Here is a 25,248-nt window from a genome sequence, read left to right as displayed (position 1 = left end):
TGTTTTGCCCAACAGGAAGCGATGCCTAAAGAACTGATAGACGACGAATTGTGGTCACTCATCGAACCGCTGCTGCCGGTGCGAGCACCACGCAATCGCCAGTATGCAGGCCGCAAACCGACACCCGACCGCGCGGTGCTGGCAGGCATTGTGTTCGTGTTGCGCTCGGGCATTGCGTGGAATCTACTCCCGCAAGAAATGGGATGTGGTTCAGGCACGGCTTGCTGGCGACGGCTCGTGGCGTGGCAACAGGCCGGCGTCTGGCAACGCATCCACGAAACGTTGCTGGCCGAGTTGCGTCGCCGTGGCGAAATCGACCTCTCGCGTGCGCTCGTCGATAGCTCATCGATCCGCGCCGTACTGGCGGGAAAAAAACCGGCCCGAATCCCACGGACCGGCGCAAGCTCGGCAGCAAACACCACCTCATCGTCGACGCGCAAGGCATCCCGCTCGCGGTCATCCTGAGTGCAGCAAACCGTCACGACATTACCCAGCTTGATGCGCTGGTCGATGCCATTCCACACATCAGGGGCAAGCGGGGACGTCCGCTGCGCAAGCCGCAAATCATACAAGGCGACCGGGGCTACAGTTCTGAGCCCCATCGGCAGCGCTTGCGTGAGCGCGGCATCACGCCGATGCTCGCAAAAATCGGCGCGCCACATGGCAGTGGACTGGGAAAAACACGTTGGCCAGTGGAGCGTTCGATTGCCTGGTTGCACTCGTTTCGACGGCTCAAAATTCGTTATGAACGCTACGCTCATGTACACGAGGCCTTTATGTCTTTGGCTTGTGCCTTGATTTGCTGGACACGTCTCAAATCTCTGGATAACTAATTTCGCAACAGCTTCTAAACCTTTCGGTGCGCCGCCATGGTGCCGGATCGAACGCACGCTTCGCCGCTTCCAGAAAAATCTTCTGCCGGTTCGTGACCGCGTGCCGCGATGGCAACAAGGCCATGATCGGTGCGGGCTCGAGCCGCCAGGCGGGAAGCACGCGAACCAGCGTGCCAGAGGCAATCAGCCCTGCGGCGCTCCATTCCGAGCGCTCGATGATGCCCAGGCCAGCCGCGGCCCAGTCGCTGATGATGGTGCCGTCGTTCGACGACAGCTTGCCGGTAAACCGGACGGTGATGCCTTTCGCGCCCGGCTTGTGGGTATCGCCGTCCGGCATGAACCGAAGTCGCGTCACGTCCTCGTCGTTTTCCCGCAGGGCGAGGCATTCGAAACGATGCAGGTCGGTGGGATGGTCGAGTTGGTCGATACGTTTGGCGAACTTCGGGCTCATGCATAGAAACCGCTCATTAGGCGCGAGAAAGTGCCCGACCCAGGACGACGATTTGGCCGTGCCGATCGAAATCACGACGTCGGCGCCCGAGGCGGCCGACAGCGGGCTCTCCGCAAGAATCAGCGAGATGCCGAGGCTCGGATGCGCGAGGTGCAGGTCGCGAACCAGCGGCGCAACATGTGCACGGCCGAACCCGAACGGGGCCACGATCCGCAGATGGCCACTGACGCTTCCCGACTGCTCCGCGACGCGCGTCGCGATGGATTCGATCCGTTCAAGCAACTCGATCGACTCTTCCAGCAGGTTCATGCCTTCGTCGGTCAGCGTCACGCCGCGCGCTTCGCGAACGGCGAGCTGCAGCCCCAACCGTTCTTCCAGCCGCTGAAGGCGCACCGAGACGGCGGGCGGCGTCAGGTTGAGCAGACGCGCCGCGGCGGCGAGCGAACGCGAACCGCCAAGCGCGCGGAACAGCCGCATATCGTCGAGCTCAATCATTAACGTGCCTTTAATCGTAAGTTGAACTGATATTAAACACGCCAAAATTCCGGGCGCTTAATGTGTCTTCCGGTGCGGAATCCCGTGTCCGCGGTCCGCCATCAAGGCATGTTGCCGGTCGTGACCGACTGGGTTGACGGACAGGCAATGATCACGCCAAACGACAGGGTGACATCGTTAAATTTTGTTTAATGATGGGTTAGTTTATTGTTAATTGAAAGTTATTTTGATCGAAGATAATCGATCAAAACGAAGCGTGATGGCTTGTCGCCCTTGCAGAAAGCCGGCTGGTGCCGCGCAGTCAATCATTAAGGTATACGTAAGATTATGAACACGAATGCAGTATCGAATCCGGCCACCTCGATGGCACCTCCGACCTATCGTCAGATGAAATCTGAGGACATTGCCACGGCACACAAGATGTCGCTCGCGGTGTCGTGGCCGCACCGGCCCGACGACTGGCAATTCGCACTCGACACCGGCACCGGCTTCGTGGCCGAGCTCGACGGCGCGGTAATCGGCACGGCGATCTGCTGGAAACATGGCCCGGCACGCGCGTCGCTCGGGCTGGTGATCGTGTCCGATGCCTACCAGGGGCGCGGCATCGGTCGCACGCTGATGCAGATGATGCTCGATGAAGTCGGCACGCGCGTGACCTTCCTCCACGCGACGCCCGCCGGCCAGCCGCTTTACGAGAAGCTCGGCTTCCAGGTTTGCGGCATGTTGAACCAGTACCAGGGGCGCGTGACGGAGACGCTAGCCGTGACGTTGCCGGAAGGCGTGGAGCTGCGAGATGCGCAACCAGGCGATCTCGCAGCTTTGAATGCGCTGGCGACGCGCGCGACGGGCCTGGAGCGCGATGCGATGCTCGCCGCGCTGTTCCAGGTCGGCACGGGGCTGGTGCTCGAGCGCGACGGCGCGATGATCGGCTTCTCGGTGTTCCGCCGCTTTGGGCGTGGCTATGTCATCGGGCCGGTCGTGGCGGCTGAATCGGTCGACGATATCCATGCCAAGGCCCTGATTGGAAGCTGGCTGACCGGCCGCGAAAATGAATATATCCGCGTCGACGTGCCGGCCGGTTCGACCGTGGACGCCTGGCTCGTGGCGCAGGGGCTGCCCTGCGTGGATTCGGTCGTGAAGATGGTGCGCAACGCCCCCCCGAGGCGCACAGCGGTTCGCCCGATCCCGAATTGCGCTGGTACGGCCTGCTCAGCCAGGCGATGTTCTGATCGATGTGGTGCGCCGTTCCGCTTGCGAGCGGCGCGCCGACCGGGGTCGCACGCAGTCCGCTGTCATGTGCGATTCCGGCCCCACTGCAATCAATGAGGAGTCCATCCCATGAGCGAACATGAAAAAGATAGCGCCGGAGTCAACCGCCGGGACATGCTGCGACTGTTGACAGCCGGCGGCGCGGCCATGGCCGGCGGCGGCTGGATCGGCACCGCGTCGCGTGCATTTGCGGCCCCCGTGCCGAAGAAGGGCGGATCGATCCGCGTCGCCTACGACACGTCGTCGACGGCCGATACGCTCGATCCTGCGAAGGCATCGAGCGGGTCCGACTACATTCGCTGCTTCATGTTCTACAGCAGCCTGACCCATCTCGACGCTTCGCTGACGCCGCAGATGAATCTCGCGCGCAGCGTCGAAACGCGAGACGGGCGGGTCTGGATTCTCAAGCTGCGCCCGGGCGTGACGTTCCATGACGGCAAGCCGCTGGCGCCGGCCGACGTGGTGTATTCGCTGATGCGCCACAAGGACGCGAATACCGCGTCGAAGGTGAAGGTGCTCGCCGAGCAGTTCGCCGAGGCGAAGCAGACCGGCCCGGACGAAGTGACCCTGACGCTCGACTCGGCCAACGCGGATCTCCCCGTGATTCTCGCGACGCCGCAACTGGTGATCGTGAAGGCAGGTACGACTAATTTCGCCACGGCGGTCGGCACCGGCCCCTATCGCGTGAAGTCGTTCAAGCCGGGCGTGTCGACGATCGGCGTTCGCAACGACAACTACTGGAAGGCGGGCGCCGGCCCCTATCTGGACCAGATCGAGTTGATCGGCATCAGCGACGACGCCGCACGCGTCAATGCGCTGCTCTCCGGCGACGTGCACCTGATCAATTCCGTCAACCCGCGCCAGACGCGCCGTATCACGTCGACACCCGGTTACGCGATGAGGGAAACCAAATCGGGCCTGTACACCGACCTGATCATGCGTCGCGACAACTCGCTGACCGGCAATCCCGATTTCGTGCAGGGCATGAAATACCTGTTCGACCGGGAGCAATTGCGTGGCACGGTGTTCCAGGGCTATGCCGTGGTGGCCAACGATCAGCCGATTCAGCCGGGGCACCGCTATTTCAACGCGTCGCTGCCGCAGCGGCCGTTCGATCTCGACAAGGCGAAGTTCCACTTTCAGAAGGCCGGTGCGATCGGCGTCGCGCTGCCGCCGATGTACGCCACTACCGATGCGAACGGATCGATCGAGATGGCCGAGTTGTTGCAGCAGGCCGGCACGAAGATCGGCGTGAACCTGAGCGTCGCGCGCGTGCCGTCGGATGGCTATTGGTCGAATCACTGGATGAAGCACCCGCTCGGCTTCGGCAACATCAATCCGCGCTCGAGCGCCGACGTGCTGTTCAGCCAGTTCTTCAAGTCGAATGCGCCCTGGAACGAGAGCGGCTGGAACAATCCGAAGTTCGATCAACTGCTGCTCGCGGCCCGCTCGGAAACCAACGAGGCAAAGCGCAAGCAGATGTACGGCGACATGCAGGTCATCGTCTCGCAGGAAGGCGGGGTCGGTATTCCGGCGTTCCTGAGCTTCCTCGATGCGCATGATGCGAGGCTGCAGGGGCTGGGCTCGATTCCCACCGGCGCGATGATGGGCGGCGCGTTCGCCGAATATGTTTGGTGGAATGCCTGAGCGCCGCGCGGGCGAGCTTGTGGATGCGGAAGCCGCGGTGGCCATGCCATCGCGGCATGCCGGGAACAGGGAGGGCCGGCGAATGAATCGCGGCATGCTGGTGTTGATAGTGCATCGGGTGGGGGCGGCGTTCCTCACCTTGCTGCTGGTGTCGGCGATCATCTTCGTGATCACGAATCTGTTGCCCGGTGACGCCGCACAGGCGGCACTCGGGCAGGCGGCGACGCCGGAAACGGTGGCCGCCCTGCGCCATCAGCTCGGGCTCGATCAGCCCGCCTGGATGCGCTATGCGCACTGGCTGACGGCCATCGCGCACGGAGACTTCGGCATGTCCTCGTCGAGCAGCCTGCCTGTCTCGGAGATGATCGCAACGCGTCTGCCCAAATCGTGGACCTTGACGTGGATCACCGCCGTCGTGTCGGTGCCGATCGCCGTGACCGCCGGCATTGTGGCGGCCGTCAATCGCGAGACCTGGATCGACCGCCTGATCAGCCTCGGCACGTTGAGCCTGATCGCCACGCCGGAATTCCTGATCGCCACGGTGGCGGTGCTGGTGCTGGCGGTCAAGCTTCATTGGTTGTCCGCACTATCGTACGGCGGCGAGATCGACAGTTTTCACGACCTGCTGCGCGCCTACGCGATGCCGGTGGCGACGCTGTGCGCGGTGGTCATTGCCCAGATGGCACGCATGACACGGGCCGCCGTGCTCGAGCAGTTGAGCGCGTCCTACGTCGAGATGGCGGTGCTGAAAGGTGCCCGTCCGGCGCGCGTCATCCTGCTGCACGCGCTGCCCAATGCGATCGGGCCGATCGCGAATGCCGTCGCGCTGAGCCTGTCCTACCTGCTTGGCGGGGTGATCGTGGTGGAGACCATCTTCAATTATCCGGGGCTCGCGAGCCTGATGGTGGATGCGGTCGGCAACCGAGACCTCGCGCTGGTCCAGGCCTGCACGCTGATGTTCTGTTCAGGCTACCTGCTGCTGGTCCTGCTCGCGGACCTGTGCGCCATCCTTTCCAACCCGAGGCTGCGAACATGAAGTCATCTCCCCTGCGTTCCGACCGGGCGGACGCCCCGGTTCCGAACACGGCGCCCGGGACGGCGCGCAAGCTGGCGGCCTTCCGTCTGTCGACAGGCGGTTGGATCGGCGCCGCGATGGTGGTGATCGCGCTGTTCTTGGCGGCCTTCGCGCCCTGGGTCGCGCCGCACGCGGTCGGCACCATCGTGTCGCCCGATCTCTACGGCCCGATGACTTGGACGACGCCGCTCGGCACCGATTATCTGGGCCGGGACATGTTGAGCCGCATCATCGACGGCACACGACTCACGGTCCTGCTCGCGCTGGCTTCCGCGTTGCTGTCCGCCGTCACGGGAACCCTGCTCGGCCTGCTTGCCGCAGTGTCCGGGCGAGCCGTGGACGAGCCGTTGAGCCGCTTTCTGGACGCCTTCACGTCGATCCCGTCCAAGCTGTTCGCGCTGATGTTCGTGGCGGCGCTCGGATCGTCGCTGACGCTGTTGATCCTGACCGCCGCGGTCAGCTACATGCCGGGCTCGTACCGCATTGCCCGCTCGCTGGCGGTCAACATCGGCACCTCGGAATACGTGCAGGTAGCGCGGGCGCGTGGCGAAGGCGTGTGGTACATCGCCTGGACGGAAATGCTGCCGAACATGCTGCATCCGATGCTGACCGATACCGGCCTGCGCTTCACCTTCATCGTGCTGTTGCTGAGCAGTCTGAGCTTTCTCGGGCTCGGAGTGCAGCCGCCTTATGCAGATCTCGGCTCGCTCGTGCGGGAAAACATGACCGGGCTCGGCGAGGGCACGCCGGTCGTGGTGTTTCCGGCGCTGGCGATCGCGATGCTGACGATCGGCGTCAACCTGCTAGTGGATGGTTTGCCGCGACTCGGCTCGCGTATGTCGAAGAAATCGGGAGGCCGAGCTTGAACACGACGTCGCACTCAACTGTTACCCATGTGCAGGTGCGCGACCTGCGCGTGGTCGGCAGCCGTCCCGGCGAGCCGGACACCACGATCGTGCACGGCATCGATCTCGACATCATGCAGGGCGAAGTGCTCGCGCTGATCGGAGAATCGGGGTCCGGCAAGACCACCATCGCATTGTCCTTGATGGGTCATGCGCGCGGCGGCTGCCGGATCGCCGGCGGCACGATTCGCGTCGGCGGAACCGACGTGCTCTCGCTGCGCCCGAACGCACTCGCGTCGTTCCGTGGCCGGCGGGTCGCGTATATCGCGCAGAGCGCCGCCGCCGCGTTCAATCCATCACGCGTGATTCTCGATCAGGTGATCGAGAGTGCGCTGATTCATCGGACGATGAGCCGCCAGGCGGCGCGTGCCAAGGCGATCGAACTGTTCCGGGCGCTGGCCTTGCCGCAGCCCGAATCGATCGGCCGGCGCTATCCGCATCAGGTGTCGGGCGGGCAGTTGCAGCGTCTGATGGCCGCGATGGCCCTGATGACGGATCCCGAGCTCGTGATCCTCGACGAACCGACCACGGCGCTCGACGTCACCACGCAAGTGGACGTGCTGCGCGCATTCCGCTCGGTCATCCGCGAGCGCGGCATGACGGCCGTCTACGTGTCGCACGATCTCGCCGTGGTGGGGCAGATGGCGGACCGCATCGCAGTCCTCAGCGACGGAGTGGTGCGCGAAATCGGCGAGACCGCGCAGATCCTGCAGGCGCCGTCGCATCCCTACACGCAGAGCCTGGTCGCGGCGGTCACGCCCGCGGCCAGGCCCGAGGCTGCGGCGCCGGCCGAGTCCGCCGTCGACAAGCCGCTACTGGAGATCCGACGAGTGTTCGCCGGCTACGGCAAGCGCAATGCGAAGGGCTGGCCGGAGAAGATGATACTGAACGACATCGATCTGTCGATTCGCCCTGGCCAGACGGTCGGCGTGATCGGCGAGTCCGGCTCGGGTAAGTCGACGCTCGCGAAGGTGATCGCCGGGCTCGTGCCGTCGTGCAGCGGCAGCGTCCTGCTGAACGGCGAGCCGCTACCGCGCGAGCTGAACGGCCGTACGCGCGATCAATTCCGGCGTATCCAGATCGTGTTCCAGAATGCCGATACCGCGCTTAACCCGGTTCATACGGTGGAACGGACCCTGGCGCGCCCGCTCGTGTTCTATCACGGCCTGAAGGGCGCGGCGGCGCGGCGTCGCGTGGCCGAGCTGCTGGAACTGGTGAAGCTGCCGGCCTCGGTCGCGCAGCGCCGTACGACCGAACTGTCGGGCGGGCAAAAGCAGCGCGTGAATCTCGCGCGGGCGCTGGCCGCCGAGCCCGACCTGATTCTTTGCGACGAGGTAACGTCCGCGCTCGATACCGTCGTGGGCGCGGCGATCCTCGAGTTGTTGCGCGATCTGCAGCAGCAGCTCGGCGTGTCCTACCTGTTCATTACCCACGACATTGCCAAGGTGCGGGCGATCAGCGACGAGATCGTGGTGCTGTACGCGGGGCACCGCGTCGAATCGGGCGACCGCCATGCGTTGTCGGCGCCGCCGCTCCATCCGTATTCGCACCTGCTCGTATCGTCCGCGCCGGAGCCGCGCGAGGGATGGCTCGACGAGGCCAACGAGCGATGCCATCGAGCGCTCTCTCCGATCGGCGAGACGTCCGGCGACCCGGACTTGTGCACCTTCCTCGCGCGCTGCTCGGCGCGGGTGGACGGCATGTGCAATCGCACGGCGCCTTCCTTGCGCACCTTCGCGAACGGTGCGCAGGTGCTGTGCCACAGAACGGAAGCCGAGCTCGCGCATCTCCAGGCGGCCGCGGCGTTTGACGTCGCGGCGCCCGGAAGCGCCTGAGCGCCTGGCGATCCGGCGATGTTGCGTTGTCCTGATGGCTCGCTCGCGCGGGCCGTTTTTGCTTGAGACCTGCTTGCGAATGCATGGGCGTTTGAGTCCGCCGCCATCTGCCCGCAGCATTAAACGCGTCTTAATGCGGCGTTTATTGACCATTCAACAACACCCGCAGTGCCTGTTCGATAATTTGTTCAACGAGATTGATCACATTCGATTCCAAGAGGAGTAATCCATCCATGCGCGTACCGTTGACCCGCATTGAAACCACCGATCCGTTGCCGACCCACGCCGACGTCGTGGTGATCGGCGCCGGCATTGTCGGCGCGTTTACGGCCTGGTTTCTCGCGAAGCGCGGCATGAAGGTCGCGCTCGTCGAAAAGGGGCTGGTCGGTTGCGAACAATCGAGCCGGAACTGGGGATGGGTACGACAGCAGAATCGCGATGCGCGCGAGCTACCGATCGCGACCGAGAGCCTGCGCTTGTGGGAGCAGTTCGAGGCGGAGTCGGGAGAAACCACCGGGTTTCGCCGAGGCGGTCTGCTTTATTTCACGCACGACGAGGCTGAACTCGCGCGTTGGGCACGCTGGTGCGATTTCGCGCGGACGGCCGGTGTCAGGACCGAGGTATTCGGCGGCGGCGAGGCCGCTAAGCGCGATCGCGTAACGGGGCGCGAGTGGAAAGGGGGCGTCTTCGCGCCCACCGACGGCACGGCCGACCCCGGCCGCGCGGCGCCGGCCGTGGCGCGGGCCGTTCGCAAGCTCGGCGGCACGGTCCATCAGCATTGCGCCGCGCGCGGCATCGAAACATCGGGTGGGCGCGTCTCGGGCGTCGTGACCGAACACGGGACGATACGCACGCCGGTCGCCGTGCTGTCGGGCGGTGCCTGGGCGTCGACGTTCTGCCGGCAGCTCGGCATCCGTTTCCCGCAGGCGACGATCCGGGCCTCCGTGGCGGCGGTATCGCTGCCGAGCGGCACGCTGCCCGATGCGCTGCACACGAAGGACCTCACGATCACGCGGCGCGGTGACAACCTGTTCACGCTCGCGATCAGCGGCGTCGCGCGCTTCGATCCGACCTGGCAGAAGGCGCGCTATGCGCGCGACTTCCTGCCGATGTTCTCGAGCCGCTGGCGCAGTCTGAGCATGGGCACGCTCGAGGGCGTGCGCTCGGGGCACGAAAGCGCGGCGCGCTGGGCCCTCGACCGGCCGACGCCGATGGAGCGCATGCGCATACTCGATCCCACGCCGCACGAACCGACGATCGCCGAAATCCGCCGTCGCGCGGCGGCGCTGGTCCCGGCGATCGCCCAGGCGCAGGCGGCGGGATCCTGGGCGGGCTATATCGACATGACGCCCGACGGGGTGCCCGTAATCGGCGAGTCGGCGCAAATTCCCGGCTTTATCTTGGCGGCGGGCCTCAGCGGCCACGGTTTCGGCATCGGGCCGGGCGTCGGCCACCTGACCGCCGATCTGGCGAGCGGCGAGACACCGATCGTCGACCCCGCGCCATACCGTCACCAACGTTTCGAGCAGTCGGTCTGGGGCAAGGTCGCGGATTTCTGATGCGCCTGCGTTCCGGCTTTCGCCTCTTTCTGAATTGAACACCCGGCATTGGATGCCTCCGCCCCCAACGCCGACATTACGCCGAGGATTGCTTCCATGAACTTGTTTCGCCCGAAATACATCACCTTCGACTGTCACGGCACACTGATCCACTTCGAGATGAACGAAGCGGCGCGCGCGCTTTATGGCGCGCAACTGAAGCCCGAGCAGATGACGCATTTCTGCAAGGTGTTTTCGGCTTATCGTCTCGACGAAGCGATGGGCGACTGGAAACCGTATGAGCAGATCGTCCACAACGCGCTCGAGCGCACGGCCAAGGCATTCTCGATGCCGTTCAAGGCCGAGGACGCGTTGAAGATTTACGAGAGCATCCCGACCTGGGGGCCGCACGCCGACGTGCCGGCCGGCCTGGCCAAGGTCGCGAAGGAAATTCCGCTCGTGATCCTGACCAATTCGATGGATGCGCAGATCCAGCACAACGTGGCCAAGCTCGGCGCGCCGTTCCATGCCGTGCTGACCGCGCAGCAGGCGGGGGCCTACAAGCCGCGCCTGCGCGCATTCGAATACCTGTTCGATACGCTCGGCTGCGGCCCGGAAGACATCCTGCACGTGTCGTCCTCGTTCCGCTACGACCTGATGTCCGCGCACGACATGGGCGTGAAGCACAAGGTCTTCGTCAATCGCGGCCACGAGCCGGCCAATCCGTTTTACGAAAACACCGAGATTCGCGACATTTCCGGCCTGGCCGGCGTCGTCGGCCTGTAACGCGCGGGCTGCCGAGCCGCGCCGGCAGGGTTCGATCGGGAGCAAGGGAGCTCAGATGCAATTCACTTCTTACTGGCTCGATACCTCCGAGCCGTTCGCCGGTCCGGCCGGGCTGCCGGTCGAGGCCTGCGACGTGGTGGTGGTCGGTGGCGGGATTACCGGCACCACCGCCGCGCTGGCGCTGGCGAAGAAGGGCGCCAGCGTGGTTGTCTGCGAGGCGGGCACGGTAGGCCAGGCCGCATCGGGGCGCAATGGCGGCATGTGCAACAACGGTTTCGCGCAGGACTACGGAACGATGTCGCAACTGATCGGCGTAGAACGGGCCAACGAGATCTATCGCGCGTTCGACGCCGGTGTCGATACGGTCGAACGGCTCGTCAAGGAAGAGTCGATCGACTGCGATTTCGTGCGCAGCGGCAAGCTCAAGCTCGCGGCCAAGCCCACGCACTATGACAAGCTCGCCCGCAGTCAGGCCCTGCTGGCTGCCAATGCCGACCCGGACACGCGGCTCGTGACGCGCGCCGAACTGCGCGACGAGATCGGTTCGGACCGGTATTTCGGCGGTCTCATTTTCGGCAAGAGCGCGGGCATGCATGTGGGCCGCTATGTGCGCGGCCTCGCACGCTCGGCCGAGGCGCGCGGTGCTCACATCCTCGAACACAATCCGGTGCTGGCGCTGCGGCGCGACGCCGGCGGCAGCTACCGGATCGGCACGCCGCGCGGCGAGATTCGCGCGAAGCAGGTGCTGCTCGCGAGCGGCATTTCGCAGGTCGGTCCGTTCGGTTGGATCCGGCGCCGCATCGTGCCGGTGGGGGCATTCCTGATCGTCACCGAGCCGCTGCCCGTCGAACTGCTCGATCGCCTGCTGCCGCGCCGGCGCATGGCCACCGATACGAAGAATTTCGTCAACTTCTTCCGCACCACGCCCGACAATCGCCTGCTGTTCGGCGGCCGTGCCCAGTTCGCCGTGTCGAACCCGCGCGCCGATGAACAAAGCGGGAGGATCCTGCGCCAGCAATTGGCCAGTGTGTTTCCCGAACTGGCCGACACGCGGATCGACTACTGCTGGGGCGGCATGGTCGACATGACGAAGAACCGCCTGCCGCGCGCCGGCCAGCGCGACGGCATTTATTATTCGATGGGGTATAGCGGGCATGGCACGCAGATGTCGACGCTGATGGGCGCGCGCATGGCTGACATCATGGATGGCCGGCCCGACCTGAACCCCTGGAAGGATTTCTCGTGGCCGGCGATTCCCGGCCACTTCGGCAAACCGTGGTTCCTGCCGATCGTCGGCGCATGGTACCGGTACAAGGACGCAACGCAATGACTTCTCCACTCGACCACCTGGCGGGTTCGGGCCATCTCTCGCAGATCTTCATCGACGGTGAATGGACAGCGCCGGGGGGCACGGCGCGCGCGCCGCTGGTCAGCCCGGCAACCGGCGAGACACTGGCCGAACTGCCGCTCGGCGACGCGTACGACGTGGAACGCGCGGTGCAGGCCGCGCGCCGCGCCTTTGCGCGCTGGTCCGCCACGACGCCGGGCGAGCGTGCCGCCTTTCTGGACCGGCTTCATGCGCTGATGCTCGAGCGCGCGGAATGGTTCGCGCAGGCGCTGACGACCGAGATGGGCGCGCCCATCACCTATGCGCGCAACGCGCATGTTCCGCTCGCGGCCGAACATCTGCGTGTCGCGCGCGACAACCTTGCCGGCTATCCGTTTCGAGTGCAGCGCGGCTCGACGGCCGTGCTCAGGGAGGCGATCGGCGTGTGTGCGCTGATTACCCCCTGGAACTGGCCGATCTATCAGATCACGGCGAAGGTCGGGCCGGCGCTGGCCGCCGGCTGCACCGTGGTGCTTAAGCCGAGCGAGCTGTCGCCGCTCAGCGCGCTGCTGTTCGCCGAAGTGGTCGAAGCGGCGGGATTGCCGGCCGGGGTGTTCAACCTCGTCAGCGGGACCGGCCCGGAGGTCGGCGAGCGGATGGCGTCGCATCCGCAGGTGGACATGGTATCGATCACGGGTTCGACACGTGCCGGCGTGCTGGTGGCCCAGGCCGCCGCGCCGACGGTCAAGCGCGTCGCGCAGGAACTGGGCGGCAAGTCGCCGAACCTCGTGCTGCCCGATGCGGACCTGCCGCGCGCCGTGTCGCTCGGCGTGGCCGCCGCGTTCCGCAACATGGGCCAGTCGTGCAGCGCACCGACCCGGATGATCGTGCCTCGCGCGCTGCTGCCGCAGGTCGAACGGCTTGCGAGCGCGGCGCTGGCCGAGATGGTGGTCGGCGACCCGTTCGACGAGCGCACGACGCATGGCCCGCTGGCCAACCGCGCCCAGTTCGATCGCGTGCAGACCATGATCGCCGCCGGCATCGATGAGCATGCCAAGCTGCTTGCCGGCGGCGCGGGGCGGCCGGCCGGCCAGGCGCGGGGCTGGTTCGCCCGGCCGACGATCTTCTCCGAGGTGCGATCCGACATGGCGATTGCGCGCGAGGAAATTTTCGGCCCGGTGCTGGCGATTCTCGCGTACGACAGCGTCGACGAGGGCGTGGCGATCGCCAACGATACCGTGTATGGCCTGGGCGCCCACGTGCAGAGCACCGACCTCGATACGGCCCGCGCGGTCGCCGCGCGCATCCGCTCCGGCCAGGTGCACCTGAACTACCCGGCCTGGGATCCGCAGGCGCCGTTCGGCGGTTACAAGCAGTCGGGCAACGGACGCGAGTACGGCGTCGAGGGGATGGAGGAGTATCTCGAGACCAAGGCGATGCTCGGTTATTACGCTTAGGCATCGTATTTCCAGCCGCTCGCGCGGCGCCCATTTCGACAGGACGACTGAACGCCCATGCCAACCGCCATCGACCCGGATGCCTCCTTGCCTTTTTATCGCGCACATCTGGGGCACTGGTCGCACTTGCGGCGCGATCTGCACGCGCATCCCGAGCTGCGCTTCGAGGAAACGCGAACGGCCGACCTGGTTGCCCGCGAGCTCGAATCGCTCGGCTATACGACCGTGCGCGGGCTGGCCAGGACGGGCGTCGTCGCGAGCCTGCTCGGCGCGGATCCCGCGCGCGGCATCGTGCTGCGCGCGGATCTCGATGCCTTGCCGGTCGGCGAGGCCAACACGTTCGCGCATGCCTCGTGCAACCCCGGCGTGATGCACGCCTGCGGCCACGACGGGCACACCGTCATGCTGCTCGGCGCGGCACGCGTGCTGAAATCGATGCCGCAATTGCCGGGCTCGGTGCATTTCGTGTTCCAGCCGGGAGAGGAGGGCGGCGCCGGCGCACGTCAGATGATCGAGGAGGGCTTGTTCGAGCGCTTCCCGACCGAGGCGGTGTTCGGCATGCACAACTGGCCGGGGTTGCCTGCCGGCGAGTTCGGCTTGCGTACTGGGCCGATCATGGCCGCCGGCTCGCGCTTCCGCATCACGGTGCGGGGCAAGGGCGCCCATGCGGCGCAGCCTCAGCTCGGCCTCGATCCGATTCCGCTGGCCTGCTCGATGGTGCTGCAATGCCAGACGATCGCGGCACGTCACAAGGATCCTGTCGATCCGGGCGTCATCTCGGTCTGCATGGTGCACGCGGGCGACACCGACAACGTGATTCCCGAAACGGCCGAACTGCGCGGCACGATCCGTACCCTGTCATCCACGTTGCAGCAGCGCCTGCAGGCCGATATCCGGACCATGTGTGAAGGGCTCGCGGCCGCTTACGGCGCGCGCGTCGACGTGGAGTATTTCCAGTACTACCCGGCCACCGTCAACACGCCGGCCGAAACCGCGATGTGCGAGGCCGTCATACGCGACACCTTTGGTGATGCGCGTGTCCACGCCAACGTGCCGCCCAACATGACGTCGGAAGATTTCGGCTTCATGCTTGAGGCGCGCCCCGGCGCGTATGTGCTGATCGGCAACGCCAGTGCCGATCGCGCGCCGGCCGCGCTGCATCATCCCACCTACGATTTCAACGACGACATTCTTCCGGTCGGCGTGCGCTACTGGGTCGAACTGGCCAAGCGTTATTTCCAGACCTGATCGTTTCCGAGTACGCGAGCAGGGGGCACGGCGCGAGCCGCGCTCCCTGTCGTCGTTGCGCGGCCATGCCTGTTTCTTCCGACTTCACCACGGCTTGACCTTCAGCACGAATTTGTCGCCAGCGGGCACGATGAACGGGGCATCGCCGCCGTCCCCGGTGATTTCCGACACGCCGTGGAGAATCACGCAAAGCGCGCACTTTTCCTGGTGGGGATGCGGAAACTACCGGGCGGATTGAAGGCGAGGGCGGCCGTCGATTGCGCGCCGCGCTTTTGATGACCCTATTGACTCGCGGTTCGGGCACGGCGTCGGGCGTTACTTGTTTTTCAGCACCCAGATCTTTCGGGTGGTCTCCAGTACCTTCCAGGTGCCCACGAAGTCGGGCTTCAGGACGAAGGCGTCGCCGGCCCGCACGGTCACGGTTTCGCCGCCGTCCTCGGTAATCTCCGCCACGCCCGACAGGATCACGCACAGTTCCCATGCGCCTTCCTTCATCGAGCGGTAGGCGCCGGGCGTGACTTCCCAGACACCGGTGGCGACGGTTTCGTCGGCTGTCTTGTCGACGTTCCAGTTATGACAGGTTTGCACGCCTTCCAATTGCCGCTCGGGCAACGGAGCGTAGGTGCGGTGCGGCTCGCCGAGATTCGTGAGAGGAAATGAAATGAAGGATGACATGATCGGATCTTCAGATATGGGAAGCAGATTGCCGGATTCGGGATTGCCGGAGGTTCGCGCATGTGGGTGCGATGCGATCGGTCAATTATGATTTTTATCGTCGTTCGCAATGGTAATAAAAATAAAATCCTCGATTTATTGAATATTTACGCTTTTGAAAAACAAGATCTTGAGATCGACTTGAATCGCCGCAGGTCGCTTGCTAGGCGATCGGTCGCGTGAGGCGATCGTTTTCGGATTCGAGCGCTTCGAGTCGACGGGCTGCGGGCATGCCCATGCCGCCGAATTCGTTTCGTCGGCGATGTAACGTCTGCTCCGTGATGTCCCGCTTGCCGTTTGGCCGGATGAGTCGGCGCGGGTCAGCGTGCCGGCGCGATGGTCATCGCGCCGGCATTGGAAGGCCTGTCGCAAGAAGCGTTCACTGTTCGATATGTTCGAGTCGAACGCCACCGGCTGCGCCTTAACGATCCGGTTTAGAGTTGCGCCGGGATCGTGATGCTGCTCGGACAGGACAGGGTCGGGCCGCTGTCGGTGATAGACACCACCTGACCGTTCGAGCCGATCGAGGTGGTCAGGCTGCTTTTGCTGCCCAGTTGCAATTCGCCGTTTGTCACCGAGAAGGCGCTGCCGCCGCTGATCTGGCTATTGGTGATGCGGATTCCCGTGTCGCCCGTTGCCGGTTGGCCCATCCGGCTGTTCGAGAGCCCGACGATGGCGCCTTGCTGCTTGGTGGCGGTGGCGATCACGTTGTCGATATTGACGTTGGCGATAATTGGCAGGTTGCCGCCGGTGCCCGATGCGTAGGCGTAGGTGAACAGGAACGGCTGCTGGACGTTGCGCATGCAGGTGTTCCGATAGGTGATGCCGGTGGTTGCGCCGCTGTCCTTGGCAGTCTGGTCGGTCTTGATCCGGTAGCCGAAGTCGGTACCGCTGAACTGCACCGTGTCGATCGTCACCTGCGAGACGCCAGGGTTAGCCAGCGTGCTGCCGGCCGCTTCCTGGCCGCCGATCGAGATGCCATGACCGCCGCCGACCACGCAATGGTCGATGGTGACGTTGGAGGTGGCCGCACCGCCCGCGTTGGACTTGATCGCGATGTCGTCATCGCCGGTGTCCAGCACGCAGTTGCGGACAGCTGCCGTCTGGGTGCCGATGATGTCGACCGCATCGGTATTCGGCGCGAGATCGTTGCCGCTGGCATTGCGATTCGGGTTTGCGTAGATCCACACGCCGTCGATCGTGACGTTTTTGGAACCGGACTCGATCACCAACTGTTCCTTCGGCGAATTGCGAATGATCAGCGCATTGTCGGTGGCATTGGACGAACTCGGAAAAGCGACGATCGATTGCGATTTTCCGGTATCGGTGAAGTTCGAGCCGATTTGCAGGGTCGAGCCGGTGATCGCGATCAGCTTCGGTCGGGCCGTGTTGTTTTGGCCGACCGCCGCTGGCCAGTAGTCCTGGCCATCGCCATCGATCGCGCCGGTGCCGGTAATGGTCAAATTGCTCAGATTGCTTCCGGTAAGCATCGCGCCGCTGGCGGGCTGCGAGGGCGAGCCTTTCAACGTGAAGCCCTTCTCCAACTTCAACACGATGTTGCTGGCCAGGTTCACGCTGGTGATGACTGCTGTCGAGATGCCGTTGTTGCTGGTCAGGTCGACCAAGCCCGGGCTGCTGCTAGTACCGCTGGCAGCGCACTGCTTGATTGCATTCTGAAGGTTGGTGGTATTGCTGCTCGCCGAACTGCTCCACTGAGGCGTGCAGGTCTCGGCCTTGGCCGATGCCTGCACGGTGAGCGCGGCGAAGGTAGACAGCGCCAGTGCCGCGCGCATGCTGATATTCCTTTTCATCGTTTTTCCTTGTCTTTGAATGGAGGAGGAAATCAAGCTCGACACGCACGCGGAAGCAGGCGGCCAATGAATCTCTGCCAACGGTGGGTCGAACCTCTGCCAGGATCCTCTTCGAACCCTGGGTACTGCCCGGTGAGACCGGCTTGTGCGGATCAGCGCAGGCCGGCGTGTATCCAGATCGAACCTGCTGTCGTCGTGACGCGCTTGAGGGAAGTGGCGGAGGCGCCAGCGGCCCCGGCGTATCGGTGCCTTCGCCTCCACCGGCGCCGAGTGGCGCGCTGCCCATCGGAGCCCTGTCATGGCCAATGAACTTTCGCTTCGTGATCCTGAATATCTTGAGCGGATCCGATTTGCCGGAAGGCGCTTCGAAGTCGTGGGTGCTCACGGCTGTTTCCGGCATAGGGGGTGATCTCGTCGATGGAAGGCAATAACGAAATGATATCTAATGTCATACGATGACACGATAATATGACGATTGGAAAATAAAGCAAGGTTCGTATCTACCTATGAAAAACGGTTTGTAATGTTTGATAAATCCTGTATTTAAGCGTTTTATTCAGACTTTTTGAACACCGACAAGGTTTAATTGCACGGCGACAGATTACGAATCGGGATCAGTATCGTGTTTTTGATATGCGATGTCAGATGTCTTGAGGGCTGTTCTCGCTTCGCCGTTGCAATCTTCGCGTGTATTGCGGCATCTATCGCGGCATCGACAGATCGCCTGCCGATACGGCACTGCCGACACCCGGCGTGCATCTCTTCTTTTACGGTCTCGGTCAGGCATCCGCGTGCGTGTGGGGGGAGGCTCGCTTCTCGGCCGCCGGCACGGTTCAGTGTCGAGTCGCTCTGTGGAACCGTTCTGCGTGCTTGAGGGGAGGTCAGAGGTCACGATCGAATTCTTCTACTCAGGCCGGCAAACGGGAGGCGTCCCAGCTTGAAGGAATAGTCGATGAAGATTCGATACCGGACGTTGCCGTCGTGAAGCCTCGAATGGCGGGAGCGGGTCGGCTACGGCCGACCGCACCGGGCCGCTTCCGGCCACTATGGGACGTTCGCAACGGTGAGCACATGGCCGTTCGAACGGCAGTTGCGCCGAAGAGCGGCCTTTCATGTAGTCGTTACTGATACGCGCTTTCCCGGACGGGGCGGCGGCCGAACTCGCTGCATCACATACTCGCGAAAGTTGGTGGAAAGATTTCCGCCTACGACGCGACTGCGACGAGGTCAGCTCAAACCGTTGAATTCGTACGTTGAACCGGCCTTCTGGTAAGTGACGACCTTGATACCTGGCTTGCCTGAAATCACTTTGCTATGACTGGCCTTCGGCTTCTCCGGGAGGACTAGGTAGCGGTTCACTGCGATCCCGAGCTCGTCCATAATGCACTCGCCGTGGATCAACAACTGCCCTACACCCGTGCACACATCCGTCGTCCGAGCCGAAGTCTTGACCTCGAATAGATCGACACTAGATGTCGCGACGATAGCCAGATCAATGGCTTGTGCTTTCTGGCTATCCCCCCCGCCTCTCAGTCGTGCTTCCAGGGCTCGGACAATCGCGCCGTGCTCGACGGTGCGTTTGTCGCCGCCATGTCCCTTGGTGCTCACCTCGCCGGAATACTCGTCGAAATAGGCCCGCAGTTTCAGAAGGCGCTCGGCGGGAGAAGTGGGTGCTGGGTCGCTCGCTTTTCCCCCGTTTGACCTGTTAGGACCGTTGGGGTCACGAGGTGCAGTGCTGACAGACTCGTTTTCCTCATCTCCATGCAACTCTTCTCCTAGGCGGGTCGCGACTTCTCGGGCTTCCTCAGCGAATTCCCATAACCGGTCGACCAGTTCAGGGTGGTTTAGCCCGGCGATCAAGATGACCCTCGAGGTCTTCTTGCGATGATCAGCCGCTTCGACGGTCGTGGCCGCAAACTCGCGGAACACTTTGTCCTTCGGAAGTCCCGCCCGACCTTTTGTCAGCTTGCCCCGGTGCGCCACGAAAATCTCGCCGTCGGCATCCCTGATAAAAGCGCCGGCCATGCGCCGGTTATAGGTACCCGCCGGAAAATTCAACTGCACTGCTATCTCGATCCACTTTGGGCTGCCCGGATCGGCGGAAAGCAATAAGTTCATGAGCTTGTCGGAATCGGAGCCCGCTGACCAAGCACGAAGACCAGTGCCAGTCTGCGCCTCGAAGTACACCATGCCGGTTTGGTGGCCGGATGGGTAGGTTATCTCACGGCTCTCCTTGTAGGGGAGAGCCGCGCGCAAGTGCTTCGCAAGTTGTTTGTTCAATCGCGCGATTTCGGCGACATCTGTCACGACCTCGTAGTGCTCTTCCACCTTTATATCCTCACCACCTTGTTTTATTGAGCGACCATCATGCCAGACGACGTTGCCAAGTCGAAGCAGTCGTTGAGAAGAATGGATCGGCTTTTCCCATCTCAGGTGATAGGGAAGAGACTGAAGACATGCCGCACGTTCGCGAGAGTCAGCGTGCGGCCAGGACGGGACACTCGACCTCGGTGCAGAGATCGTTGACAATCGGAGCCACTCACTCGCTCTAGGCGCATATCGATGAAAGTATCTAGGGATTTCGGCATCGTTGTTCGACGGGCGGCGCTTGCGGCCAAGCTTGTCGACCTGGCAATGGTCATGGCCGAATTCAATTTGCAGACGTACTTTGACGAATCCGATAGCCTGATATCGCTCGGGCCATTTTTTGGAAGCGATGCAGCCGACGAGTGCATGAAGTCACTGGAAAGCCGCGGTCTCGCATACGTCGATGATTTTTTTATTTTTGAAGGGTTTGTGCCCGACTGGTGTTCGTTCGAGGTATTTTGCTGCACTCGCTCCAACGAGAAATTTCCACATTCGGCCAATAACTGACATCCGGCGGCTCTTATGGTGATGCGCGACCTGACCGAGGAATGCCTTCGAATCCTGAACAAGGGCTTATTCGAGATCACCGATCCCGGCCCACTCCATCAGCCAATTCGTAGCTTTTCGATCCGCCGGGACAAAAAGCTGAACCTTATCTTGGAGACTGAGGCCGCCCCCAATGCGACGTCGGCGGCGATCGATCTGCCGCCAGGCACGGTTCGTTTGACGAACGAGCGGGCGCTCCTCCGGAGCGTGGGTGGTCTGGAAGGGGAATTCTTTGGGCTGATGCCCTATAGTCAGAATCGCCAGACCCTCGGTGTAACCGAGCAGCCCCTCAAGGAGCTGGCTCAGGTCCATGTCGCCAAGACAAGCAACCCGTCCGGGGCGCCCGCGGCATATGTCATCGACTGGCTCGAAAACCTGCCCACGAGCCCATACGTTTGGCCAGCGGCTTCCGACGTGGTTACCAGAACCATCACCACTCGAAGAATTTCCCTGAACGACGGCATCACTATCGCGAGCGATACCGACCGTTCCAGCACCTCGTGGAACTCCGCCAAGGTGACGGTGGATGGCGCGACCTTCTACGTTTGCGCGCTCGACAGAGAAGACCGCCCCGGCGCCATCAAGCCGGGGTGCATCGTCTACGATGGCGCCCCAGACGATGAGTTTCGAAAGAAGATCCGCACAGGCCTTTCTTTCGCGATGGGCGTGTACTTGGTAGATCTCGGCACAACCCACTACGATGCCGAATGGAACGTCGTGTCCACGCTCGCACGGAGCGCCTACAGCCTGCGCTGCCATGCCTTCGACATCGAAACTCTCCAGCTCGCGCCGCTCGGCAACCGCTTCCTGAATGAGCTTGGCGCCCCACAACTGACAAAGGCGATTCAGGCATTTGTGACGGCGTTCGATTCCCTAGATCTTGCGAACCTGCACTGGGCCTTCTGGCATGCCTGCGCCGCCACTCCGCACATCGCGCCCGCTCACTTCGGCGCGGCGATCGAGGGCTTGCAGAGTGCCTACACCAAAGCCAACCCCGGAAAGGTGCAAGAGGGCTGGGCAACCCGAGACGAATGGAAGATCCTCAAGACTGCACTCAGCGACGTCATCGACGGCGGCAACATCTCCCTTGAGGCGAAGATGGCCTTGAAGAATAAGCTGCCTACCTTCAATGGCATCGACCAGCGTCAGGGGCTGAAGGACGTGATGGCCGCCTTGAACCTTGAGCTGAGCGATGACGAGGACGCCGCGTGGCGCCGACGTAACAAAGCCGCCCATGGCGCGCCGATCCCGCAGGGTCAGGAGGTGGCTGCGATCCGGGACATGAAGCTGCTGAGGGGGCTGTTCCAGCGCCTACTGCTACGGATGACCAACGCGGCTGATCAGTACATCGACTACGCCTCGCCCAACCACGAATACCGGCCTTTGCGTCAAGCGCCGCCGACCATCGGTTAAGCGTCGGTGAATTCGCTGTCGAAACCGATGGCCGCCACACGCTTGGTCAGAGCGTGGTCTTCGAGCGCACGGTGGAAGTAAGTGCTCGGCGAGGTGCGGATGCGGCGGCAGCACTCCAGAAACGGCCGTTGCAGTCGGACAAGTGCGAGCGGCGGCTAAGGGTCGGTTACGGCTGGTCGCATCGGGCGGCTTCCGGCCAAGAGCCGCCATTGGATCATCCGAAGCGAACGGCCGCTTCCCGTCGGGATGCGGCCGTTCTTGGCAGCAACTGTCACCTTAGGTAAATCGTTAGGATTTAGCCCGTCATTTGATCGGGGTCATACGAGCCATGTTTTGATAGACGCGGCCATCGTCCCCGTCGAAATCCCGTAGCGGTCGTGCAGCGTTGGCAAGGCGCCCGCGTCGAGAAACTCGTCAGGCAGTGCGATCTGCCGGAACGGCGGCGTCACGCCGGCGCCGAGCAGTGTGCGAGCCACGGCTTCGCCCAGTCCACCGATAATCGTATGGTTTTCCGCCACGATCAGCATGCGGCCCGTGCGCTTCGCTTCGCGCAGAATGGTTGCCGTATCGAGTGGCTTGATGGTCGGCACGTGCAGCACGCCGACGCCGATGTTGTCCGCCTCCAGCGCTTTCGCGACTTCCAGGGAGCGCATCGTCATAATCCCGGATGAGATCAGCAGCACGTCGTTGCCGTCGCGCAGCAGCTTCGCCTTGCCGAGTTCGAACTTGTAGTCGTATTCGTCGAGGACGGCAGGCACGTTGCCGCGCAGCAGGCGCGCGTAGACGGGGCCTTTGTGTGCGGCGATGGCCGGCACCATCTGCTCGATATCGAGCGCGTCGCACGGATCGATCACTGTCATGTTCGGCATCGCGCGCATCAGAGCGAGATCTTCGGCTGCCTGATGACTCGGGCCATAGCCTGTCGTGAGACCCGGCAGTGCTGCCACAATCTTCACGTCGAGGTTGTCCTCAGCGATTGCCTGATGGATAAAGTCGTAGGCGCGGCGCGTGGCGAACACCGCATAAGTTGTCACGAACGGCTGCGCGCCTTCATGCGCGAAGCCTGCCGCGGCACCCATCAGCAGCTGTTCGGCCATCCCCATCTGGTAATAACGCTGAGGGAATGCCTTCGCGAAGATGTGCAGGTCGGTGTATTTGCCGAGGTCCGCTGTCATACCGATCACGTCGGTCTTCGTGCGTGCGAGTTCGGCAAGAGCATGGCCGAACGGCGCGGAACGCGTAATCTGGCCTTCTCCCGCGATCGACGCGATCATCGCCGATGTTTTCAGGCGCGGCTTTTTCTCAACGGTGCTCATGCTTTTCTCCCTGCTTCGAGTGCTTCGAGCGCGAGTTGCCACTCGTGCGCGTCGACGCGGATAAAGTGGTTCTTTTCGCGTTGTTCGAGGAACGGCACGCCGCAGCCCATCTTCGTATCGCACACGATGATGCGCGGTTGCGGTTTGTCGTGATTGCGCGCGTTATCGAAAGCCAGCTTCACGGCTTCGATGTCGTTGCCGTTCACGCGCTGCGTGTACCAACCGAATGCCTCGAGTTTCTCGACGAGCGGCTCGAACGCCATGATTTGCGTCGACGGGCCGTCGGCCTGCTGGTTGTTTACATCGACCATCGCGATCAGGTTGTCGAGCTTCCAGTGCGCGGCGGACATCAGGCCTTCCCAGATCGCGCCTTCGTCGAGTTCGCCATCGGAGAAAAGGGTGTAGACGAACGCGTTCGATCCTTTGCGCTTGAGCCCAAGGCAGCGGCCTACGGCAATCGTCAGGCCGTGGCCGAGCGAGCCACCCGACATTTCCATCCCCGGCGTATAGCTCGCCATGCCAGACATGGGCAAACGGCTGTCATCGCTGCCATAGGTTTCGAGTTCTTCTGCGGGCAGGATGCCGGCTTCGAAGAGAGCTGCGTATAGCGCAATCGCGTAGTGACCATTGGACAACAGGAAGCGGTCGCGATCTTCCCATTCGGGATCCTGCGGGCGGTAACGCATTGCGCCGAAGTACGCCACGGCAAGTACGTCCGCGATGTCGAGCGCCTGGCCGATATATCCCTGGCCCTGTACTTCGCCCATCAGCAGCGCGTTTCTCCTGATCCGGTACGCGCGCTCAGCGAGCGAGACGCCCTCGGTAATGATTTCGGTGTCCATGTACTGCTCCTTTGATATCGAGAGAATCCTGAAACCGTCAGCGGTTGACGGACCTGGCCGGGACGAGGAACACGAGCGCGGCACCCAGCGTCACCGCCACGGAGATAAAGATGAGACCCGCGGTTGATTTGCCGGTCAGATCATTGAGCCAGCCGACGATGGCGGGTGAGAAGAATCCCGCCAGATTGGCGAAACAGTTCACAGCGGCGATGCCCGCAGCGGCGGACACCCCGCCAAGCAGTGCGGTCGGCAGCGCCCAGAACTGCGAAGACGATGCGAGGATGCCGGCGGCAGCAACACTGAGGCAGACAATCGATGCCGCGACGCTGCCCAGCGCAGGCAAGGCTGCAAAACCTGCTGCTGCAATGAGCATCGGAATCGCGAGGTGGAAGCGGCGTTCGCGTCGGCGGTCTGCGCTCATGCCGATCAGCGGCAGCGCGATGATGGCGCACAGGTAGGGAACCGCGGTGAAAATGCCGACCCACAGCGGGTCCGACACACCCGCTTTGCGCACGATGGTGGGCAGCCAGAAAGTCAGACCGTACTGGCCAAGCACGACGCAGAAGTAGATCGCGGCCATCAGCCACAGGCGGCGGTCGCCGATGAACGCCCTGATCGAGAGGTGAGCCGTCTTGTGCGCATTGTCTCCAGCGACATTGCGGGCGAGGAGTGCCTTTTCGGAGTCGGTGAGCCACTTTGCCTTGGCGATGCTGTCATCGAGGTACAGCAGGATCGCGATGCCAAGCACCAGCGATGGCACGGCTTCGAGCATGAACAGCCACTTCCATCCCGCCATCGACATTGCGCCGTGGAGCGAATGCATGATCGCACCCGACAGAGGGCCGCCGATGATGCCTGCCAGCGGAATCGCCATAAAGAACAGCGACAACGCTTTCGCGCGGCGCGCGGAGGGAAACCAGTAGGTCAGGTACAGGATCACGCCCGGCGCAAATCCCGCTTCGGCCACGCCGAGCAAAAAACGCAGCACGTAGAAGGCGGTTGGTGATTTGACGAACACGAAGCTCGCGGAGATAACCGCCCATGTGAGCATGATCCGCGCAAGCCACTTGCGAGCACCGACCCTGTGAAGAATGAGATTGCTTGGCACTTCGAAAAGAAAGTAGCCGAGAAAGAAGATGCCCGCGCCTACGCCGTATACGGTCTCGCTGAAGCGCAGATCGCTCAGCATCTGCAGTTTCGCAAAGCCCACGTTGACGCGATCAAGATACGCGCCCAGGTAGCACAGCATCAGAAAGGGAATCAAGCGGCGGCTGACCTTCGCGTAGGTCTTTGCCTCGAATGTCGGCGAGTCGCCGCGTGGGATCGCATCGCCCGCAACGGGCGGTGCTGTGTATCTGGATTTCATGTGTTGT

At 63.1% G+C, this 25,248-nt stretch carries 19 protein-coding genes and 1 pseudogene; 13 read left to right on the top strand and 7 right to left on the bottom strand.

What is annotated here, in order from left to right; translation table 11 throughout:
- Positions 1-21 precede the first annotated feature (21 nt).
- Positions 22-833 (top strand): IS5 family transposase gene (locus AB4850_RS25985; protein WP_414440148.1). Its coding sequence is split into 2 segments (ribosomal slippage): positions 22-361 and positions 361-833, totalling 813 coding nucleotides; the frame shifts between segments, so codons are not numbered across the junction.
- On the opposite strand, the gene AB4850_RS25980 is transcribed toward AB4850_RS25985, so the two are convergent.
- Positions 814-1,779 carry a LysR family transcriptional regulator gene (locus AB4850_RS25980; protein ID WP_414442340.1) on the bottom strand — a complete coding sequence of 322 codons (966 nt, stop codon included), beginning with the start codon at positions 1,777-1,779 and terminating at the stop codon, positions 814-816. The genes AB4850_RS25985 and AB4850_RS25980 overlap by 20 nt on opposite strands.
- 327 nt (positions 1,780-2,106) lie before the next feature.
- Between AB4850_RS25980 and AB4850_RS25975 the strand changes: the two are divergent.
- The 10 genes and pseudogenes from AB4850_RS25975 to AB4850_RS25930 all read left to right on the top strand — a co-directional run bounded on the left by AB4850_RS25975 (position 2,107) and on the right by AB4850_RS25930 (position 14,866).
- Positions 2,107-3,008, top strand: a pseudogene (locus AB4850_RS25975) (GNAT family N-acetyltransferase).
- A 109-nt stretch (positions 3,009-3,117) separates the two neighbouring features.
- Entirely contained in the window at positions 3,118-4,695 is a 1,578-nt protein-coding gene (locus tag AB4850_RS25970) for an ABC transporter substrate-binding protein (RefSeq protein ID WP_414442339.1), read from the top strand.
- Positions 4,696-4,777: 82 nt separating this feature from the next.
- Entirely contained in the window at positions 4,778-5,731 is a 954-nt protein-coding gene (locus AB4850_RS25965) for an ABC transporter permease (protein ID WP_414445614.1), read from the top strand.
- The gene (locus tag AB4850_RS25960) at positions 5,728-6,636 is read left to right on the top strand and encodes an ABC transporter permease (RefSeq protein ID WP_414445613.1); all 909 of its coding nucleotides are present in this window, start codon (positions 5,728-5,730) and stop codon (positions 6,634-6,636) included. Before AB4850_RS25965 ends, AB4850_RS25960 begins: the two co-directional genes overlap by 4 nt.
- A complete protein-coding gene (locus AB4850_RS25955; RefSeq protein WP_414442338.1) occupies positions 6,633-8,510 on the top strand; it encodes an ABC transporter ATP-binding protein in 1,878 nt (625 codons plus the stop codon). Before AB4850_RS25960 ends, AB4850_RS25955 begins: the two co-directional genes overlap by 4 nt.
- Before the next feature lie 233 nt (positions 8,511-8,743).
- Positions 8,744-10,069, top strand: a complete 1,326-nt coding sequence (locus tag AB4850_RS25950) for an NAD(P)/FAD-dependent oxidoreductase (protein ID WP_414442337.1) — start codon at positions 8,744-8,746, stop codon at positions 10,067-10,069.
- Between the two features lie 96 nt (positions 10,070-10,165).
- Entirely contained in the window at positions 10,166-10,834 is a 669-nt protein-coding gene (locus AB4850_RS25945) for a haloacid dehalogenase type II (RefSeq protein ID WP_414442336.1), read from the top strand.
- Between the two features lie 55 nt (positions 10,835-10,889).
- Entirely contained in the window at positions 10,890-12,164 is a 1,275-nt protein-coding gene (locus tag AB4850_RS25940) for an NAD(P)/FAD-dependent oxidoreductase (protein ID WP_414442335.1), read from the top strand.
- Positions 12,161-13,618: an aldehyde dehydrogenase family protein gene (locus AB4850_RS25935; RefSeq protein ID WP_414442334.1), complete on the top strand. Its 1,458-nt coding sequence runs from the start codon at positions 12,161-12,163 to the stop codon at positions 13,616-13,618. Before AB4850_RS25940 ends, AB4850_RS25935 begins: the two co-directional genes overlap by 4 nt.
- 57 nt (positions 13,619-13,675) lie before the next feature.
- On the top strand, positions 13,676-14,866 hold the full coding sequence (locus AB4850_RS25930) for a M20 aminoacylase family protein (RefSeq protein ID WP_414442333.1): 1,191 nt from the start codon (positions 13,676-13,678) through the stop codon (positions 14,864-14,866).
- Between the two features lie 315 nt (positions 14,867-15,181).
- Here AB4850_RS25930 and AB4850_RS25925 read toward each other — a convergent pair whose 3' ends face one another.
- The 3 genes from AB4850_RS25925 to AB4850_RS25915 form a co-directional block, all read right to left on the bottom strand.
- The gene (locus tag AB4850_RS25925; protein ID WP_414442332.1) at positions 15,182-15,541 is read right to left on the bottom strand and encodes a cupin domain-containing protein; all 360 of its coding nucleotides are present in this window, start codon (positions 15,539-15,541) and stop codon (positions 15,182-15,184) included.
- Between the two features lie 473 nt (positions 15,542-16,014).
- On the bottom strand, positions 16,015-17,391 hold the full coding sequence (locus tag AB4850_RS25920; RefSeq protein WP_414442331.1) for a glycoside hydrolase family 28 protein: 1,377 nt from the start codon (positions 17,389-17,391) through the stop codon (positions 16,015-16,017).
- A gap of 1,227 nt (positions 17,392-18,618) precedes the next feature.
- On the bottom strand, positions 18,619-19,719 hold the full coding sequence (locus tag AB4850_RS25915) for a hypothetical protein (RefSeq protein WP_414442330.1): 1,101 nt from the start codon (positions 19,717-19,719) through the stop codon (positions 18,619-18,621).
- 234 nt (positions 19,720-19,953) lie between these two features.
- Between AB4850_RS25915 and AB4850_RS25910 the strand changes: the two genes are divergently transcribed.
- A complete protein-coding gene (locus AB4850_RS25910; protein WP_414442329.1) occupies positions 19,954-20,265 on the top strand; it encodes a hypothetical protein in 312 nt (103 codons plus the stop codon).
- 21 nt (positions 20,266-20,286) lie between these two features.
- Positions 20,287-21,717, top strand: coding sequence for a hypothetical protein (locus AB4850_RS25905; protein ID WP_414442328.1), 1,431 nt, complete (start codon positions 20,287-20,289; stop codon positions 21,715-21,717).
- A 317-nt stretch (positions 21,718-22,034) separates the two neighbouring features.
- Here AB4850_RS25905 and AB4850_RS25900 read toward each other — a convergent pair whose 3' ends face one another.
- The 3 genes from AB4850_RS25900 to AB4850_RS25890 are packed head-to-tail and all read right to left on the bottom strand — an operon-like array spanning position 22,035 to position 25,241.
- Positions 22,035-23,033: a transketolase family protein gene (locus AB4850_RS25900; protein ID WP_070106332.1), complete on the bottom strand. Its 999-nt coding sequence runs from the start codon at positions 23,031-23,033 to the stop codon at positions 22,035-22,037.
- A complete protein-coding gene (locus AB4850_RS25895; protein ID WP_070106333.1) occupies positions 23,030-23,875 on the bottom strand; it encodes a transketolase in 846 nt (281 codons plus the stop codon). The genes AB4850_RS25900 and AB4850_RS25895 overlap by 4 nt, the downstream gene beginning before the upstream one ends.
- Before the next feature lie 37 nt (positions 23,876-23,912).
- Positions 23,913-25,241: an MFS transporter gene (locus tag AB4850_RS25890; RefSeq protein WP_414442327.1), complete on the bottom strand. Its 1,329-nt coding sequence runs from the start codon at positions 25,239-25,241 to the stop codon at positions 23,913-23,915.
- Positions 25,242-25,248: the final 7 nt, after the last annotated feature.

The sequence above is a fragment of the Burkholderia sp. 22PA0106 genome, from assembly GCF_047497155.1.
GTDB lineage: Bacteria > Pseudomonadota > Gammaproteobacteria > Burkholderiales > Burkholderiaceae > Burkholderia.
Note: the sequence above shows the minus strand (reverse complement) of the source record. Positions and strands in the feature narration are given on the sequence as shown.